Source organism: Granulicatella sp. (genome assembly GCF_057274575.1).
The window spans coordinates 1-18,034 of sequence record NZ_DBHISP010000016.1 but is presented as its reverse complement, the minus strand read 5'-3'; the positions used below and the strand labels follow the sequence as shown (position 1 = coordinate 18,034).

The 18,034-nt window shown below is 40.0% G+C and carries 16 protein-coding genes; 15 read left to right on the top strand and 1 reads right to left on the bottom strand.

The features are described from left to right. Positions 1–13 precede the first annotated feature (13 nt). Entirely contained in the window at positions 14–1,198 is a 1,185-nt protein-coding gene (locus ACO5V7_RS07745) for a hypothetical protein (RefSeq protein WP_485485718.1), read from the top strand. A gap of 42 nt (positions 1,199–1,240) precedes the next feature. On the opposite strand, the gene ACO5V7_RS07740 is transcribed toward ACO5V7_RS07745, so the two are convergent. Next, complete coding sequence (locus ACO5V7_RS07740) at positions 1,241–1,762, bottom strand: FUSC family protein (RefSeq protein ID WP_485485717.1); 522 nt, start codon at positions 1,760–1,762, stop codon at positions 1,241–1,243. A gap of 90 nt (positions 1,763–1,852) precedes the next feature. On the opposite strand from ACO5V7_RS07740, the gene ACO5V7_RS07735 reads away from it, so the two are divergent. The 14 genes from ACO5V7_RS07735 to ACO5V7_RS07670 all read left to right on the top strand — a co-directional run bounded on the left by ACO5V7_RS07735 (position 1,853) and on the right by ACO5V7_RS07670 (position 17,409). Next, the gene (locus ACO5V7_RS07735; protein WP_485485728.1) at positions 1,853–2,419 is read left to right on the top strand and encodes a hypothetical protein; all 567 of its coding nucleotides are present in this window, start codon (positions 1,853–1,855) and stop codon (positions 2,417–2,419) included. A 71-nt stretch (positions 2,420–2,490) separates the two neighbouring features. Next, a complete protein-coding gene (locus ACO5V7_RS07730; protein ID WP_485485716.1) occupies positions 2,491–3,201 on the top strand; it encodes a glycoside hydrolase family 73 protein in 711 nt (236 codons plus the stop codon). A 43-nt stretch (positions 3,202–3,244) separates the two neighbouring features. Beyond that, positions 3,245–4,369, top strand: a complete 1,125-nt coding sequence (locus ACO5V7_RS07725) for an ATP-grasp domain-containing protein (RefSeq protein ID WP_485485715.1) — start codon at positions 3,245–3,247, stop codon at positions 4,367–4,369. Between the two features lie 24 nt (positions 4,370–4,393). Beyond that, positions 4,394–6,715 carry a DNA helicase PcrA gene (gene pcrA / locus ACO5V7_RS07720; RefSeq protein ID WP_485485714.1) on the top strand — a complete coding sequence of 774 codons (2,322 nt, stop codon included), beginning with the start codon at positions 4,394–4,396 and terminating at the stop codon, positions 6,713–6,715. Between the two features lie 3 nt (positions 6,716–6,718). Beyond that, complete coding sequence (ligA, locus tag ACO5V7_RS07715; RefSeq protein WP_485485713.1) at positions 6,719–8,725, top strand: NAD-dependent DNA ligase LigA; 2,007 nt, start codon at positions 6,719–6,721, stop codon at positions 8,723–8,725. Positions 8,726–8,737: 12 nt separating this feature from the next. Then, positions 8,738–9,865 (top strand): CamS family sex pheromone protein, encoded by a 1,128-nt coding sequence (locus ACO5V7_RS07710; RefSeq protein ID WP_485485712.1) that lies wholly within the window; start codon positions 8,738–8,740, stop codon positions 9,863–9,865. A 65-nt stretch (positions 9,866–9,930) separates the two neighbouring features. Continuing rightward, entirely contained in the window at positions 9,931–10,239 is a 309-nt protein-coding gene (gatC, locus tag ACO5V7_RS07705) for an Asp-tRNA(Asn)/Glu-tRNA(Gln) amidotransferase subunit GatC (protein WP_005607728.1), read from the top strand. Then, complete coding sequence (gatA, locus tag ACO5V7_RS07700; protein WP_485485711.1) at positions 10,236–11,693, top strand: Asp-tRNA(Asn)/Glu-tRNA(Gln) amidotransferase subunit GatA; 1,458 nt, start codon at positions 10,236–10,238, stop codon at positions 11,691–11,693. The genes gatC and gatA overlap by 4 nt, the downstream gene beginning before the upstream one ends. A 14-nt stretch (positions 11,694–11,707) precedes the next feature. Further along, positions 11,708–13,138, top strand: coding sequence for an Asp-tRNA(Asn)/Glu-tRNA(Gln) amidotransferase subunit GatB (gene gatB / locus ACO5V7_RS07695; protein ID WP_485485710.1), 1,431 nt, complete (start codon positions 11,708–11,710; stop codon positions 13,136–13,138). Positions 13,139–13,701: 563 nt separating this feature from the next. Continuing rightward, positions 13,702–14,121 carry a YwiB family protein gene (locus ACO5V7_RS07690; RefSeq protein ID WP_485485709.1) on the top strand — a complete coding sequence of 140 codons (420 nt, stop codon included), beginning with the start codon at positions 13,702–13,704 and terminating at the stop codon, positions 14,119–14,121. 77 nt (positions 14,122–14,198) lie between these two features. Next, the gene (gene rpoE, locus ACO5V7_RS07685) at positions 14,199–14,813 is read left to right on the top strand and encodes a DNA-directed RNA polymerase subunit delta (protein WP_485485708.1); all 615 of its coding nucleotides are present in this window, start codon (positions 14,199–14,201) and stop codon (positions 14,811–14,813) included. Between the two features lie 109 nt (positions 14,814–14,922). Next, positions 14,923–15,354: a GtrA family protein gene (locus ACO5V7_RS07680; protein WP_485485707.1), complete on the top strand. Its 432-nt coding sequence runs from the start codon at positions 14,923–14,925 to the stop codon at positions 15,352–15,354. Between the two features lie 214 nt (positions 15,355–15,568). Next, positions 15,569–16,150 carry a xanthine phosphoribosyltransferase gene (locus tag ACO5V7_RS07675; protein WP_485485706.1) on the top strand — a complete coding sequence of 194 codons (582 nt, stop codon included), beginning with the start codon at positions 15,569–15,571 and terminating at the stop codon, positions 16,148–16,150. Beyond that, positions 16,147–17,409, top strand: coding sequence for a nucleobase:cation symporter-2 family protein (locus tag ACO5V7_RS07670; protein WP_485485727.1), 1,263 nt, complete (start codon positions 16,147–16,149; stop codon positions 17,407–17,409). Before ACO5V7_RS07675 ends, ACO5V7_RS07670 begins: the two co-directional genes overlap by 4 nt. The last annotated feature ends 625 nt before the right edge of the window (positions 17,410–18,034 follow it).

The window sequence follows — 18,034 nt, the reverse complement described above, 5'->3', positions numbered from 1 at the left end:
GGAGGTTTGAACAATGAAATCAAGAAAATTTGCAACAGTCATCTTTGCGCTAAGTGGTCTCATATTTCTTGGTAGTGCAGGATTTGCGGTCTATAAAGATGTCAAACCTGCTCCTGCATCTCTGCAGTTATCGCAAGAAGAGAAAAAACTTGTTGAAGGGGCAATGTTTCAGTTTACTCCCTATACACAAGATATTACCAAGCATAATGGTGCTACTCATGTACTTTTAGACGGAGAAGTGAAGCGAATTGGGTTCGGAGACAATCCTTATTCGTACGGTATACGAAATGAAATGAGAGATTTTTCACTGCTCAATAGACCGCGCTACGGAACTTCCATCACTTTTAAAGGATATAAACTTTATTACGGAGCACAATTCAATGTGTATCAGACGAATTCAGATCCAGCGATTGGGTATACATTGATGAATACCGAGACGAAAGAGACAGTTTCTAAAACGGTATCTATTCCAAAAGAAATCCGCGGAGACCGTACGTATATTGAATCGCCTAGCTTCTATAGAGACGGGGATACTTTATATGCAGCGATGCAATGGAGTGATGCTAGTCAAGCACAGTCGAAGTCTTATCTATTAATGTTTTCGATTGACTTGAAGACGGGCACTCCTTCTAAAGTAGAAAGAGTGGATTTGCCGGAAAAATTACAATCTTTTCACTGGAGATCTACTTCAAGGGAGAGAGTCTATGATCCCCAACGTCTTGTCATGGGGTCGTCTTTTTCGAAAGAAAATCAATTCTACTGGATGACTTTTGATGCGAAGACGAAAAAATTCACTGAGATTGAATCGACCGAGACAATGGCTTTTGAAAATACGAGTGTGTATGTAGTGGAAGATCAAGTGTATTTACTATCTTCTAAAGCGAAAGCGAGAGAAAAGGAACTGTATCAAATTCAAGGATATGAGGAACCAAGTGAACGGAAGAATATTCAATGGAATCTATACAAGTTAGGTGCTAACCATCGATTAGAGCTTAGTCAAACCATTGAAACAGATCCATACGCTCCACTTCCATACTTAAATCAAGGGAATTTAGTGATGATTTCGTTAGTGGATGGAAAACCAACACTACGAGTACAATCGCTCAAAACAAAAGAAATTTTATTATCCAAACCAATCGATGTGATTGAAAAAGTGTTCTTTACGAATGCCGATAGCTATCGTGGTAGGGATCACTAAGCAAAAAAAACTACGTTAGGATATCCTAACGTAGTTTTTCGTTTACGCTTTTTCTTCAGTTTTCAAGTGCGGGTTTGGAAGAAGATGGTTTACTCCAATGGCAATCAATGCGCCGATGAGGGTATCCAAAATTCTTTGAATCGCATAGGCGGTGTTTTGTCCTGCTTCAACGTTAAAGAAAATGACTAAGAAGGTTGAACAAGAATTAATGACGCCGGTTTTATTGAATTGATTGCAGAATAAAATGATTAAGATAATTCCAATCGGTGCTAGTAATAAATCCGTATATTCTTGGTACGGAAGAATGGCTCTTAATTGGAACAGTAGAATAGCGACCACCCCACCTGTAGTGTTGCCTACAAAACGAGAGAGCGCAAATTTAAAGGTTTGTTCGTGGTCAGTTCTTAGGCTAAAGATGGCGGACAGTGCAGCCAGCATCGGAGAACCACGATGTAATACTCTAAATAGCACAACACAAAGAAATACGGATATAGCGGTTTTTAAAGTACGTAGTCCAATATGAAATGGATTTTTAGAAGTTTGGGACACACTCTCACCTCTCATTAAAGATAACGTTATTATAATATACGAGGTAGAAAAATGACAAAAATTTGAAAAATGAACCTAATAGGTGTATTATAATTTCGAGAGGTGATGAAGATGCATGAAGCATTTGTATTGATTGTTGTAAATGCCATTCGAGAAAGATATCTCTCAGAAAAAGCATTTTACACACAAGAATTAGGTATTAGTGGGCAAAGTTGGACAAGATGGAAGAATGGAGAGAGAGGATTGAAATCTGAAAACATGCAGAAGATTTCAATGCTGTTTACGGACTACGAGTGGATGCTGGCGCAAAAAATTGCCAGAAATGCGGAAGTTCTTCCTGAGGTGGCTTCTGATCCAGTGGCAGAGTATTTAAGGCTAAAAGTCCAAATTGCTAATCATTGGATTCGCCAAGAAAATGTCCGAGTGGAATGGAAGACGGCTGCTGTTAGCAAAGGAAAATTCAAAGAGAATGTGACCATCTTACGCATTGCGACTAATTATGGAAGCTGGAGTTATCAAGATATTATTGAAATTCGAATTGTGGGAATTACGCATAAACAAATTGGAACAAAGAAACAAGGATTACTCGAGTGGATTCGAGATGAAAAAGCCCAACAGAAATACTTAGAATACGGTAAAAACGTATTTGTTCCAGAAAATGATGCAGAATAAAAATTGAATGATTAAAATCACGGATACTCTCTTTAAAACAAGGGGGTATCCATTTTTTTATAGGGTATTTTATGATAAAATTGAAAGATGAAGAAAGTGGTGAAATTGTGGCGAAAAGAAGGAAAAGAAAAAGTAAATTCGCGTTTCATCTTGTAGAGTGGGTTAAGTCATTGTCTAAATTGACGGCGCTCCTCCTCGTAGCTGTAACGAGTGTTCTTTTAGCCGGAACCATCACATGGTTGTCTGAGAATAAACTACAGCACAAGGCAGAAACGTCTACAAGAGAGACCTTCATAGAGACACTTGCTCCAGCAGCCCAAAAAGCGTATCGCGATTATGGAGTATTGCCGAGTGTCAGTTTGGCGCAAGCAATCCTCGAATCGAACTGGGGCGAAAGCTTATTAGCGAACAAATATTATAATTTATATGGTGTAAAAGCGACAACTGCACAACCGAATGTGGTGCTAGAAACTGCGGAATTCGTGAATGAAACATGGATAACGATTAATGGTCGCTTTCGTGTGTACGATAGCTGGGCTGATTCAGTGGAAGCTCATGCGCAATTGTTGGCTTATGGAGTGGATTGGGATCCCACGCTGTATCATAAAGTGCTAGGGGCTAGAAATTATAAACAAGCAGCTCAAGCCTTACAAGATGCAGGATATGCCACCGACCCAACCTATGCACAAAAGCTGATTCAAATGATTGAAGAACATCAATTGTATCAATATGATAAATTGCCAAGCGAGGAAACAACCGCATCTGTGCGAAGAGGTTCTTAAGAAATCAAATTAATTTTAACGTATGCAAAAGGAGAGGATACACATGAGTCAATTATTACCAGGATCCATTATCGGAATCGTTGGGGGAGACGAGCAAGTTGCATCTGTTGCAATTGCTGCTAGAAAGATGGGGTATGTTGTATATAGCTACCACCAATCGAACGAGGCTGCTATTTCAATGGCAGAATATGAAATTGTGTCTTCCTATGATGACCGTGCATCCTTACTCAATTTTGCCCAAAAAGTAGATACTCTCCTTCTGATGACCAATTTAGTTTCTGTAGACACATTAGTGGCTTTAAGTAATAAAACAAGATATTACCAGTCGTTTGAGCTGGCAGAGATTTCGCAAAATCGTACGGTCGAAAAATTATTTTTAGAAGAACATGCGATTAACGTAGCTCCTTATGGGATTGTCACCCATATTGGAGAGTTACCAACTTTGTTAGAAAGTATTGGGTTACCTGCTTTTCTAGAAAGTAATCAAGTCAAAAGTAGAGTTGAAGATCCCATCGAATTATACGATCAAGATATTGATGAGCGAATTTTAGATAAAATCGAAGAAGGACCAAGTATGTTGACAGCCTTTGTGCCTGCTCAACGCCACTTTTCATTGACCATTGTTCGTGATTATGAGGATTGTGTAACGATTCTACCAATTACAGAAGATGTGTATATCTCTGGGAAACTGAAGTATAGTATTGCTTCTCGTCGGATGAATCCAGAATGGGTTCAAGAATTGAAGCGGATTGCTTTTAAAGTAGTGGATCATCTGTCAGGATCAGTCGTTCTCTCGATTCAAGTGTTGATGGGAAATAATGGCATTTTTTATGTGAAATCGATTAATCAATTGCCTTTAGTTCAACAACAATTTGGAAGTGCACAATTAGGAAAAGGTTTATCGGACATCATTGCGCGAGTAGCAGCAGGACTCCCAGTGCAATACAAGGAACCTACTGAGGAAATGATTCTAGTGCCGATTTATGAATCCATGCTTGAAAAAGCAAGTTTATTAACATTATTGAAACCAAAATGGGATTTTGAATTTTTCCAAACCTCACCCAAGAGAGCAACAGACATCTTAGGAGTGATTCGATTAAGTGGAGGGTCCAGTGTGGATCTACTTGGAGAGATTGAAGTTTCAGATTTATTCTTTAATGGAAAATAGTTCCTCAAGGAAAGGAAAGAGTGAGTGGAAAATTCAAGCGAATTAATTAAGGGAATGAACCCTCGCCAAAAGGAAGCGGTTGTGCATACACAAGGCCCGCTTCTCGTAATGGCGGGTGCTGGAAGCGGAAAGACACGCGTGTTGACGCATCGAATGGCTTATATTTTAGCTGAGGAAGAAGTACAACCGTGGAATATTCTAGCGATTACATTTACGAATAAAGCGGCCAGCGAGATGAAAGAACGTGTGAGTGCTCTAGTGGGCGAACAAGCAGGCGATATGTGGGTCTCCACTTTCCACTCGATGTGCGTCCGCATTTTACGCAGAGATTGTGAACGTATCGGTCTTGCAAAGTCGTTTACGATTATCGATTCTGGGGATCAACTGTCCGCGATGAAACGCATTATGCAAAAATTGAATATTGATTCGGATAAGTTTGATGCACGTGGAATCTTAGCAAGCATTAGTAATGCAAAAAATAATTTTGAAGATGCGGAAACCTTCTCAAAAACACATGTGAACTTCATGGACCAAATAACAGCCAAGTGTTATGTCGAATACGAAGCAGAAAAACGCAAAAATATGACCGTTGACTTTGATGATTTAATTATGTTAACAGTGAAATTGTTTAAAGAGTATCCAGATGTATTAGCATATTATCAACAAAAATTCCATTATATTCATGTGGATGAGTACCAAGATACAAATCATGCACAATACTTATTGGTTCAATTGTTGGCCGATAAGTTCAAAAATATTTGCGTAGTTGGGGATGCCGATCAAAGTATTTACGGCTGGCGTGGAGCTGATATGGAAAATATCTTGTCGTTTGAACACGATTATCCAGAGGCGAAGGTGGTCTTCCTAGAGCAAAACTATCGTTCGACGAAGACGATTTTAAAAGCTGCCAATCAAGTGATTGAAAATAATCAAAATCGTAAACCAAAAGAGTTATGGACCGAAAATGAAGCAGGGGACAAGATTACCTATCATTGTGCGGCTTCTGGTTATGAAGAGTCTCGTTATGTGATGAGAACGATTCAAAAGATGGTAAATTTTGACGGGTACGATTATAGTGATTTTGCAGTTTTATACCGTAGTAATGCTCAATCACGGACACTTGAAGAAGATTTATTAAAAGCAAATATGCCATTCAAAATGGTAGGAGGTCAACGATTCTACGAGCGCATGGAAATCAAGAATTTACTCGCCTATTTACGTTTATTAGTGAATCCGACCGATGACTTTAGCTTTAGGCGTGTCGTGAATGCGCCAAAACGCGGTATTGGTGGAAAGAGTATTGAAAAATTAGAAAACTTTGCTCAAATGCACGGCTTTTCTCTTTTAGAAGCTTCCGCTGAGACGACTCTTAACGGGATTAGTGGGAAAGCAGGAAAAAGTTTAGCCGATTTTGCGAAATTGATTAGCGATTTAACGAAGATGCAAGAGTTCGTTTCGCTAACCGATTTAATCGAAGAAGTCATGATAAAATCAGGCTACATTGCTTCTCTTGAACAGGCGCATACGATGGAAGCTGATGCGCGAATCGATAATATGCGCGAATTCTTATCCGTAGCTAAAGAGTTCGAAGAGAAACGGTTCGATTCTGAAGCAGAAGAATCAGCTTTAGTCCAATTCTTAACGGATTTATCTTTAGTGACGGATATGGAAAATGAAGAAGAAACGAGTGCTTCACAAATCACATTGATGACCTTGCATGCGGCAAAAGGGTTAGAGTTCCCCGTCGTGTTCCTTGTAGGGATGGAAGACGGAATTTTTCCTTCTGCAAGAACCTTACAAGAAGGTGATGAAGAAGAGGAACGTCGATTGGCCTATGTAGGGATTACACGTGCAGAGAAAAAGCTCTTTATGACACGTGCGTATTCAAGACTGCTCTATGGTAAAACGCAACATTACCGCGAGTCTCGTTTTATGCAAGAAATTGATGATAAACTTCTTCAAAAAGAAGGAGAAACGATTAGCGACTCTTATTATTCAAGTAGTTTCTACTCAGAAAAACCAAGTTATAACAGAGGTTCTTCTGCAACAAGTGGGGGACTCTTTGATCGTTACCGCAATAATAATGTGCAAAAGAATGAGGGATATTTACAAAAGAAATCTCACTCTTCTGCAAGCATTCAGCGCGTAGAAAAACAAACGCCAACGTCTACTTCAACTGATGGATGGACGGTTGGAATGAAAGTATCTCATAAGAAATGGGGGACGGGAACTGTAGTCCGTATTACCGGTGAAGGAGACCGTCAAGAACTTGACGTGGCTTTTGCTGGGATGGGGATTAAACGACTCCTTGCAAGTTTTGCCCCAATTGAAAAAATCGAAGAATAGAGGATGAAGATGAATACAACGATTCAACAAAGAATTGAACAGCTCAAAGAACAATTAAATCGTTGGAGTCATGAGTATTATGTGGAAGATAAACCTACTGCAACAGATGCAGAGTACGATAAGGCTTATCATGAATTACTGGCTTTAGAAAAGGAACATCCGGAGTTCGTGACGGCTGATTCTCCTACGCAACGGGTGGGGGGAGAAGTGCTCGAGCAGTTCCAGAAGGTTACTCACACCAATCCGATGCTCAGCCTTTCAAATGCCTTTTCGAAGGAAGATTTGGAAGAGTTTGATGCGCGTCTTCGCAAGTTAACGAACCGAGCAATCGAGTATATATGTGAACTAAAAATCGATGGACTTTCTATTGCGTTGACGTATCAAAACGGGCAGCTTCAACTTGGGGCAACCCGTGGAGATGGGACGACAGGTGAAGATGTAACGGGCAATGTGCGTACCATTAAATCAGTACCATTGTCTTTAAAAGAGCCTTGGAATATCGAAGTGCGTGGTGAATGTTATATGCCGAAAAAATCATTCGTGGCATTAAACGAGTCGCGCGAAGAAGAAGGTCTTGAAGTTTTTGCCAATCCAAGAAATGCAGCGGCAGGAAGCCTACGCCAGCTTGACCCTAAAATTGCGGCGAAGCGAAATTTGTCCGTCTTTCTATACAGTAGTCCAAGTGTAGAAGAACTAGATGTTTCAACTCAAGAAGAGTTGTTGGAGAAGATGGCAGAGATTGGTTTTGTAACCAATCCTGAGCGCTTAAAATGCCAAACGATTGATGAAGTGTGGAATTACATTGAGACGATTGGTGCGAAACGCCAAGAATTACCATACGAAATCGACGGTATGGTGATTAAGGTCAATGATTTTGCCACTCAAGAAGAAATCGGCTATACGGTAAAAGCACCGCGGTGGGCCATTGCGTACAAATTCCCAGCGGAAGAAGCGCAAACGGTTGTCCGCGATGTGGAGTGGACGGTGGGACGTACTGGAGTGGTTACCCCAACTGCAGTGATGGATCCTGTTCAATTAGCAGGAACGACGGTACGACGTGCGAGCTTGCATAATATTGATTTGATGAAAGAAAGAGATATTCGCTTGGAAGACACCGTGGTGATTCATAAGGCAGGAGATATTATTCCTGAAGTGACGCGGGTGATTTTTGAGAAGCGTCCAGCTACAAGTCAGCCGTACGAGTTTCCAACGACTTGCCCGGTCTGTCATGAGAAATTGGAACATTTGGAAGATGAGGTCGCGATTCGTTGCTTGAATCCAAAATGTCCAGCCCAACTGACAGAAGGCATGGGCCACTTTGTTTCACGAAATGCGATGAATATGAGTGGAATTGGCCCAAGTATCATTAAGCAACTTTTTGAAGAAGGTCTAGTTCTTGATGTTGCAGATTTATACAAATTAACTTTGAATCAGCTATTAGCATTAGACAAAATTCAACAAAAGAGTGCAGAAAATATTCTTGAAGCCATTGAAAAGAGTAAAGCCAATTCCTTGGAACGCCTTTTAACAGGGTTAGGTATCCGTCATGTAGGAACCAAGGCTGCTAAAGAACTGGCACAACATTTTGAAAATATGAAGGCTTTACAAGAGGCGAGCATTGAACAATTGTTGGAAATTGATGGTTTAGGTGATATTATTGCTTATAGTGTAAAAACTTATTTTGAACAACCATCCGTTCAAGAACTTATCCAAGAATTACAAGATCGTGGAGTGAATATGAGCTATCTTGGAAAGACAAAAGCAGACAGTGAAGCTTCAGGACATATTCTAAGTGGAAAGACTGTCGTTTTAACAGGGACATTAGAACAATTAACAAGACAAGATGCAAAAGAAAAATTGGAATCGCTTGGAGCGAAAGTAACAGGCTCTGTTTCTAAGAAGACAGACGTTGTGATTGCTGGACATTCAGCCGGAAGCAAGTTGGATAAAGCCAACGCGCTAGGGATTGAAGTGTGGAGTGAACAACAATTTCTGGATTCTCTTGCATAGAAAGGAACGCATATGAAACATCAATTACGCTTGGGATTATTAGGGTTAATGAGTGCATTCACCTTAGCCGCCTGTGCAGATATTACTCAAGCCAATCGCCAAAATACAAATACGAAAAATGATACCAATACAAAAGTGGTTCAGTCTACGACGAATCAATTGTCTAATAATTTTTACAGAGCATTGATTACTAATGGGAAATATCAAGTCAGTCAAAACCGTGGAGCTACTTTAAGCTTGAATACGGGATTTAATTTAAAAAACTTTGAGACAGGATTAATTGAGCTTTCTAGAACAGTATTTCCTACGAATCAATATTTCTTTAGAGAAGGACAGGTTATCGATTCCGATACAACCGCTAAATGGATTGCGCGAAAAAGTGATAAAAATCCAGAAGGGTTGAATCCTGCTGATAATAGAGATACTTCACCAACAGGACGCGCTCCGCTATATTTAGCGCAAATTTTAGAACAAGACTACATGATTCAAACAGAAAATAACTTTGAGTTAGGTGGGATTAGTATTGGGGTTGCGATGAATAGTGTGGATTACTATACCAACGGTGATCGTGACGCAGAAACCAAGATTTCTAAAGAAGTCATGATTGAACAAGCTAAAACGATCGTGAACCAAATTTTAACAAGACTGCGTCAAAATGATGCGCTCAAAGCGGTGCCGATTGTCTTTGGAGTCTTCAGACAAACTTCAAAAGATGATATTGGTGGAGGCGTTTATGTCTTAGAAGCGACTTCTGTTGAAGGAACTGAAATTACGAACTGGACGAATGTAAACCAGAAAGTGACAGTGCTACCGCTAGTGAACGAAGCAGCAACGGAAGAATCTACTGCGTTTGAGAATTTCAAAACGGAAGTACAAAACGTATTCCCAAATCTCTCAGGCGTTACAGCTCGAGTGAAATATCAAGATAATGTGGCCAAAAAAATGGTGATTGATATTATGACACAATTTTATGGTGAATCTGAAATGATTGCCTTAGCACAACATGTAACCGATGCAGCTAATAAATATTTATCAAAAACAACTCCAGTAGAAGTGCGTATTAGTTCAATTAATGGAGTAGAAGCGTTCCTGATGCAAGATTTAACGCAGGGTGTATTCACTTACCATATATTCGATTAATATTGATAACCATGCTTAAAGTGTTTACAATAGGAAAGTAATGATTTTGAAAGCGAGGAAAAGAAATGGCCATTGAGGAAAAAGAAGTTAGACACGTTGCCAAACTTGCAAAGCTAGCTTTTGCCGACAATGAAATTCTTCATTTTACAGAACAAATGAGCGATATCATTGATATGGTGGAACAATTAAAAGAAGTGGATACGACAGGAGTTCCTGTAACGACACATGGCTATCCATTAGTGAATGTCATGCGTGAAGACGTGGCTGAAAAAGGAACAGACCGCGACTTATTAATGCGTAATGTGAAAACAAGCGAAGATGGATTTATTCAAGTGCCTGCAATTATGGGCGAAAACGAGGAGGGTGAAGCATGAGTATTATTGAAAACAAAACATTAGTTGAGCTTCACGAAGGTCTTCGTAATAAAGAATTCACTTCTGTGGAATTAACCAAAGCAACATTCGAGCGTATCCATGCTTTAGAACCTAAAGTAGAAGCGTTCGTGACATTGAATGAAGAAGAAGCCTTAAAACAAGCAGCAGCTGCTGATGAAAAAGGCTACGGGGAGGAAGCGTCACTTCAAGGTCTTCCAATCGGGATTAAAGACAATATCGTGACTCGAGACCTTTTAACAACTGCTTCAAGCCGTATGTTAGAAGACTTCAACCCAATTTACGATGCGCACGTGATGGAATTATTAAAAGCTGAAGGTGCGGTTAACGTTGGTAAATTAAACATGGACGAATTTGCCATGGGCGGTTCAACAGAAACTTCTTATTTCAAGAAAACAAAAAATCCTTGGGACTTAACAAAAGTTCCTGGTGGATCTTCAGGTGGTTCTGCTGCTGCGGTTGCTTCTGGCGAAGTGCTTGCAACGCTAGGTTCTGATACTGGTGGTTCTATCCGTCAACCTGCAAGTTTCACAGGTATTGTTGGAATGAAACCAACATATGGTCGTATTTCTCGTTACGGTTTGATTGCCTTTGCATCCAGCTTAGACCAAATCGGACCATTCACACGTACTGTTCAAGATAACGCCTTAGTATTAAGCGCGATTTCAGGATATGACCACCGCGATTCAACAAGTGTGCCACAAGAAGTTCCTGCTTACCATAAAGGATTAACAGGCGACATTAAAGGCATGCGTATTGCGTTACCAAAAGAATATTTTGCAGAAGGTGTAGACGCTGAGGTTCAAGCAGCTGTTCTTAAAGCAGCTGATCAATACCGCGCGTTGGGCGCAATCGTTGAAGAAGTGAGCTTGCCTCACTCTAAATACGGGATTCCAGCGTATTATATCATCGCTTCATCCGAAGCTTCTTCTAACTTACAACGTTTCGACGGAATTCGTTATGGTCACCGTTCAACAGAAGCAGAAACATTAGAAGATTTATACGTGAAGAGCCGTTCTGAAGGTTTTGGAATGGAAGTAAAACGTCGTATCATGCTTGGAACATTTAGTTTAAGTTCAGGCTACTACGATGCTTATTTCAAGAAAGCGGGACAAGTTCGTACATTAATCAAACAAGACTTTGCAAAAGTATTTGAAAACTATGATTTAATCTTAGGACCTGTAACGACATCTGCAGCTTATGGGATTGGTGAACACAGTGATGATCCTCTTGCAATGTACATGGCAGACTTATTAACAGTTCCTGTGAACTTAGCTGGATTACCAGCGATTTCAGTCCCTGCTGGCTTCACAAACGAAGGTCTACCAGTCGGAATTCAATTAATCGGAAATTACTTCCAAGAAAAAACAATTTATCAAGCAGCGTATGCATTTGAACAAGCAAATGATTACTACTTACGCCGTCCACAATTATAAGGAGGAACAATGACATGAACTTTGAAACAATTATTGGTTTAGAGTGCCACGTTGAATTAAAAACTGATTCAAAAATGTTCTCTCCATCACCAGCGCATTTCGGTGCGGAACCAAATACAAATACAAACGTCATCGACTGGGGATATCCAGGGGTACTTCCTGTCGTGAATAAACGTGCGGTAGAATTTGGAATGCGTGCAGCTCTTGCGTTGAACTGTACGATTTCTCAAGATACAAAATTCGACCGTAAAAACTATTTCTACCCTGATAATCCAAAAGCGTACCAAATCTCTCAATTCGATTACCCAATCGGTCATGATGGCTGGATTGATATCGAAGTAGAAGGACAAACAAAACGCATTCGTATTGAACGTGTCCACCTAGAAGAAGATGCGGGTAAAAATACGCACGGTACAGACGGATTCTCTTATGTGGACTTAAACCGTCAAGGAACTCCACTGATTGAAATCGTATCAGAAGCCGATATGCGTTCTCCGGAAGAAGCGTATGCGTACCTTGAAGCACTTCGTCAAATTATCATGTTTACAGGTGTTTCTGACGTGAAGATGGAAGAAGGTTCCATGCGTTGTGACGCGAACATTTCAATCCGTCCTTATGGGCAAGAAAAATTCGGTACAAAAACAGAGTTGAAAAACTTAAACTCATTTAACAACGTCCGTAAAGGGTTAGCGTTCGAAGAAGTTCGTCAAGCCAACGTCCTACGTAATGGAGGAGAAATCCTTCAAGAAACACGTCGATTTGATGATGCGACGGGTCAAACCATCTTAATGCGTGTCAAAGAAGGTTCAAGTGACTACCGTTACTTCCCAGAACCAGACCTACCAAACTTCCAAATCTCAAATGAATGGATTGAAGAAGTGCGTGCGTCAATTCCTGAAATGCCAAGCAAACGTCGTGAACGTTATGTGAGCGAATTTGGTTTACCAGAATACGATGCAATGGTATTAACATTAACAAAAGAAATGTCTGATTTCTTCGATGCAACAGTTGCTGCGGGTGCCGACCCTAAACAAGCGTCAAACTGGTTAATGGGTGACATCTCAGCGCACATGAACAGCAAGAAATTAGAATTGAAAGACTTGAAGTTAACGCCAGAAAGCTTAGCAGAAATGATTCAATTAATTGCAGACGGAACCATCAGTTCGAAATTAGCGAAGAAAGTCTTCTTGCTATTAGCCGAAGAAGGCGGAACTGCAAAAGGCGTTGTTGAAAAACACGGTATGATTCAATTGAGTGATCCTGCTCAGTTATTACCGATTATTCAAGATGTGTTGGCGAACAATGCACAGTCGATTGAAGACTACAAGAATGGGAAAGACCGCGCTGTTGGATTCTTAGTTGGGCAGATTATGAAGCAAACGAAAGGGAAAGCAAACCCTGGCGTTGTCAACCAACTATTACAACAAGAATTAGCGAAATGCTAAAATATATTTATATTTGATGGCTTCGAATTTTTCGGCTCCTTTTTGGGGGTTCGAATCCTTACGGATTGCTGTTATAAAAACTGTTATGAGGTACCGGTTCGAGCCTATGGTCTCTCACCTTTAAAGCCTCAAAGAGGGCGTAGGGAAAATTTCCTTACGCCCTCTAATTCGCATTTAATACGAATTCCTATAACTGTTTTTATAACATCCGTAAGGTTCTCCCTCCCAAAAAGTTCCGTAGGATTCTCCGCCATCAAAGACCTTTTGAATTCGCAAATCTTTTTAGAATTGGGGATTGCAACGTGGAGTTTGCTTGCCCCTTTTGGGATTCAAAGAAGGTTGGATGGGGAAGAATGAGTTGGGGTGCATTGTAGTTTGTGTAAAAGACAACTACATAAGAATTTGTAAGGTTCTCCTACCCCGAAAAGTTTCTCAGGATTCTCCGCTATCAAAACTTTTGAGAATTTGCGAACCTTTTTGGAATAGGAGTTAGAGCGTAGAGTTTGCTTGCTCGCTAAAAATCCAGAAGGGGAGAAGGAAAGAGGACGAGAGGGGGATGGAATATGAGATTAACGATTGAGACGGTATTGAGTCAAGGCGGGGAAACGATGAAGCAACGTATGCTTGCGGATGCGACGCGTCTTCGTAAGGACTCCGGTTTTGTACTTAGTTATGTAGAAGAAGAAACGAATACACGAGTAAAAGTAGAAGTGAATACAACAGAAGCGGTCCCTCATGTCACTTTATACCGTCAAGGAGATGCGCGTAGTCAAATGGACTTTCATCATACGAAGGCGACTAAAGGGATTTATGAGTTAGGCGCAGGTAGACAAATGCATTTTGAGATTCGAACCAAACAAGTACACCTAGAAGAGACCGAGGAAATGTTGTTGCTAGTACTGGAATACCAATTATTCCAACAAAAACAACTAATTACGAGCTCTTTAGTGACCTTTCAGCTTCAAATCAAGGAAAATGTATAAAAAATCTCTCTAAACTAGCATAAACTTTGAAAATTATGCTATACTGTGTTAGATGAACTGGAAAGGAAGTGTAACCATTGGAATTAAAGAAACTCGATGGCATTAACAAAAACGAATTATCAATGGTCGAAGTAGCGCATGCTATTTTAGAAGCGAAGAATGAAGTTTTAGATTTCAACCAATTACTAGTAGAAATTCAAGAATACATGGAATTAAGCGACGAAGCATTAGAAGCTCGTATGGCTCGTTTTTACACAGATTTAAATATTGACGGAAGCTTTATCTCACTTGGAGAAAATCGTTGGGGCTTACGTGATTGGTATCCAATCGACTCTATCGATGAAGAAATTGCGACTTCAATGGAAGATGAAGAAGTGAAAAAACCTCGTAAGAAACGTAAGAAAGTTAACGCATTCGGAAGTGAAGATGACCTTATCGATTACAATGATGACGATCCAGAAGATGAAGAACTTCTTGACGATGAAGATCTTGATAGCGACGACTTAGACGATGATATAGATGTTGATTTAGACGACGATGATGAAGAAGATGAAATTGATGCATACCGCTCTGACTTAAATGAACTAGGTGCAGATGAAGACTTAGAAGACGAAGTGAGTGTGGAGGAAGATCTTATCATCATTGATGACGAAGATCTTGATAGCGACTTCGATGAAGAAGAGGAAGAATAACATTTCTTTTATAATAATCATCAAAACACAACTTATGATTTCATGAGTTGTGTTTTATTTTGCTGTTTATTGTATAATAGGATGAACTTGAGACTTGGGAGGCGAGAACGTGCAAGAAAAATTGAAAAAGGTGTTCGATAAGACCTTTCTAACCTTTATTGCGGTGGGAGTTGTCAACACATTATTTGGAATGACCATCATGTTCTTTTGTTACAATATTTTAAACTTGGGATACTGGTTTTCTTCCGGAATGAATTATGTTTGTGGAAGTGTCTTAAGTTATTTCTTGAATAAGAAGTTTACGTTTAAAGTGGAAGAAACGACGAAGAAATCCATTATCCGCTTTATCATCAATATCACGGTTTGTTATATCGTAGCGTATGGCATCGCGAAACCACTTGTGTTGTACTTGTTTGAAGGTATTGGTGAAAAACTTCAAGGAAACTTGGCTTTAGTGGCCGGTATGGGCCTTTTTGTATTGCTAAACTATGTAGGTCAACGGTTTTGGGCATTTAAACAAGACGAACCTACAAACTGTTAAAGAGAAGCAAAACGAGCAGATTTTCTGCTCGTTTTTTTGTTGGATAAGAATTGAAAAAGAACAATAAAAAAATTCGAGATAAACATTCGCGAAAAAATAAAACGAACCCCAAAAAACAGTTGAAAAATCAGAGTTACAACTGTAAAATAAGAACTATCCTAATTTGTTAAGTTTTTAACGTACGTTTTTAAGTCCCTAGGTTTAAGGAGGAGTTATGGAAACATTAGAAGCTCGTATTTTAAAAGATGGTTATGTGTTAGGTGATAATATCCTTAAAGTAGACTCATTTTTAACGCATCAGGTAGATTTACACTTGATGAAAGAAATTGGAGATGTTTTTGCTAAGAAGTTTCAGGATGCTGGAATTACAAAAGTGGTTACCATTGAAGCGTCAGGGATTGCTCCAGCACTGTATACGGCAGATGCCTTAGATGTCCCAATGATTTTCGCAAAAAAATCCAAAAATATCACGATGAATGAAGGAATTCTAACAGCAGAGGTGTTTTCTTTTACAAAGCAAGTGACAAATACGGTGTCCATAGCTAGTAAGTACCTTTCAGAGAAGGACAAAGTGTTAATCGTGGATGATTTTCTAGCGAATGGGCAAGCCGCAAAAGGATTAGTAGAGATTGTTCAACAGGCAGGAGCTAAAGTAGAAGCGGTTGGAATTGTCATCGAAAAGTCCTTCCAAGAGGGGAGAGGTTTACTAGAAGAAGCGGGAATTCCAGTCTTTTCTCTGGCACGTTTAGAACGGTTTGAAAACGGAAAAGTTGTGTTTAAGGAGGCGGACCTATAATGCAACAGGAAAAGCATTCCAAGGCAATGGTACTAGGGCTTCAACATCTATTAGCGATGTATTCGGGTTCGATTCTAGTACCGATAATGATTGGACAGGCGCTTGGCTATAATAGCGAGCAACTGACCTATTTAGTTTCAACGGATATTTTTATGTGTGGGGTAGCTACTTTTCTTCAGCTGCAACTCAATAAGTATTTTGGAATTGGGTTACCAGTCGTCTTGGGCGTGGCATTTCAATCAGTAGCTCCATTAACGATTATTGGACAGAGCCATGGAAGTGGAGCGATGTTTGGTGCGCTGATTGTCTCTGGGATTTTTGTGGTTTTAGTTTCGGGAATCTTCTCAAAACTGGCAAACTATTTCCCTGCCATTGTTACCGGCTCTGTGATTACGACCATCGGACTCACACTCATTCCGGTTGCCATTGGAAATATGGGAAATAACGTGGCAAATCCGTCTCTAGAAAGTTTAATGCTCGCACTCATTACAGTTTTCATTATTTTAGTCGTTAATATTTTTACGAAAGGATTCCTCAAATCGATTTCCATTCTATTAGGATTAGTGATTGGGACCTTGATTGCTTCTGGAATGGGGCAAGTGAACTTTACGCCTGTGAGCCAAGCACCCATCCTTCATATTCCTACCGTGTTTTATTTTGGGGCTCCAACATTTGAATTTTCTTCCATCGTGATGATGTGTATTATTGCGACGGTATCAATGGTGGAATCAACAGGGGTCTATCTTGCCTTATCTGATATTACGAAGGATCCAATCGATGCAACACGACTTCGCAACGGATACCGAGCAGAAGGATTAGCGGTACTCCTTGGTGGTGTGTTTAATACATTCCCGTATACAGGTTTCTCTCAAAATGTAGGCTTAGTTAAAATGTCCGGAATAAAAACACGTCTTCCGATTTATTACGCAGCAGGCTTTCTTGTGCTCCTGGGACTACTTCCAAAATTTGGCGCTCTTGCACAAATCATTCCAAGTCCTGTCATTGGTGGGGCAATGATTGTTATGTTTGGATTCGTATCGCTTCAAGGCATGCAAATGCTAGCTCGTGTGGATTTTGTCAATAATGAACATAACTTCCTCATTGCAGCGGTGTCTATTGCAGTAGGGGTCGGATTCAATAATAGCAATCTCTTCAATAGCCTCCCAACCGCATTTCGAATGTTCTTCTCGAACGGAATCGTGATGGCTAGCATCCTTGCCGTAGTCCTCAACGCGATTCTCAATCGCAAGAAGAAATAAAATCCGTTATTTCCACCCAAAGAGAAGGTCTCCCCCTTCTCTTTTTTTATTCTCTCTTGAAGTTTCCTTGACTCCAGCCAGCGCGCCTCCTGAAATTGTTTATTGTTACCAACCACCCAAAAAATACGAGAAAACATTGTGGAGCAGAAAAAAATAAACTCAATTCAGTTAGATTTCTATATAGATGATTTCAAAGAAACTTGCGGATTTTATAATCGCAGTAACGGGGAATGGCATCGAATGTGAGGGGGAAAGAAAACGAAATACTGTAAATACATTAATGTATTTACAGTATTTCGTTTTCTTTCCCCCACAAAGTTGAATAGGAATGAGCAAGCTAGATATAGCGTAGCTCATCCCATTCAACCAATGTGCTTACGCGGAGTAGGGACAAATCCCGTACTCCGCGTTTGAAGCTTCGAAAGTGCAAGACCTAGGCTTGCACCGGTGCCCCCGTAACAGCGATTATAAAAAGAATCCGCAAGGATTCTAAGAAATCATCAGCACAAACTCAACTCCAGAAAACCCAAACAGAATCTAAGCACAATTTACATCCCCATCGTGCTCCATTTTGTTTTCACTTCTCGTATTTTTTTGATAGGTATGGTATACTAACCCTATGTTT

Excerpts from the sequence above, each read along its gene's own strand:
- ACO5V7_RS07745 (WP_485485718.1), top strand. The coding sequence starts at position 14 with ATGAAATCAAGAAAATTTGCAACAGTCATCTTTGCGCTAAGTGGTCTC.
- ACO5V7_RS07740 (WP_485485717.1), bottom strand. The coding sequence starts at position 1,762 with ATGAGAGGTGAGAGTGTGTCCCAAACTTCTAAAAATCCATTTCATATT.
- ACO5V7_RS07735 (WP_485485728.1), top strand. The coding sequence starts at position 1,853 with ATGAAGATGCATGAAGCATTTGTATTGATTGTTGTAAATGCCATTCGA.
- ACO5V7_RS07730 (WP_485485716.1), top strand. The coding sequence starts at position 2,491 with ATGATAAAATTGAAAGATGAAGAAAGTGGTGAAATTGTGGCGAAAAGA.
- ACO5V7_RS07725 (WP_485485715.1), top strand. The coding sequence starts at position 3,245 with ATGAGTCAATTATTACCAGGATCCATTATCGGAATCGTTGGGGGAGAC.
- ligA (WP_485485713.1), top strand. The coding sequence starts at position 6,719 with ATGAAGATGAATACAACGATTCAACAAAGAATTGAACAGCTCAAAGAA.
- ACO5V7_RS07710 (WP_485485712.1), top strand. The coding sequence starts at position 8,738 with ATGAAACATCAATTACGCTTGGGATTATTAGGGTTAATGAGTGCATTC.
- gatC (WP_005607728.1), top strand. The coding sequence starts at position 9,931 with ATGGCCATTGAGGAAAAAGAAGTTAGACACGTTGCCAAACTTGCAAAG.
- gatA (WP_485485711.1), top strand. The coding sequence starts at position 10,236 with ATGAGTATTATTGAAAACAAAACATTAGTTGAGCTTCACGAAGGTCTT.
- gatB (WP_485485710.1), top strand. The coding sequence starts at position 11,708 with ATGAACTTTGAAACAATTATTGGTTTAGAGTGCCACGTTGAATTAAAA.
- ACO5V7_RS07690 (WP_485485709.1), top strand. The coding sequence starts at position 13,702 with ATGAGATTAACGATTGAGACGGTATTGAGTCAAGGCGGGGAAACGATG.
- ACO5V7_RS07675 (WP_485485706.1), top strand. The coding sequence starts at position 15,569 with ATGGAAACATTAGAAGCTCGTATTTTAAAAGATGGTTATGTGTTAGGT.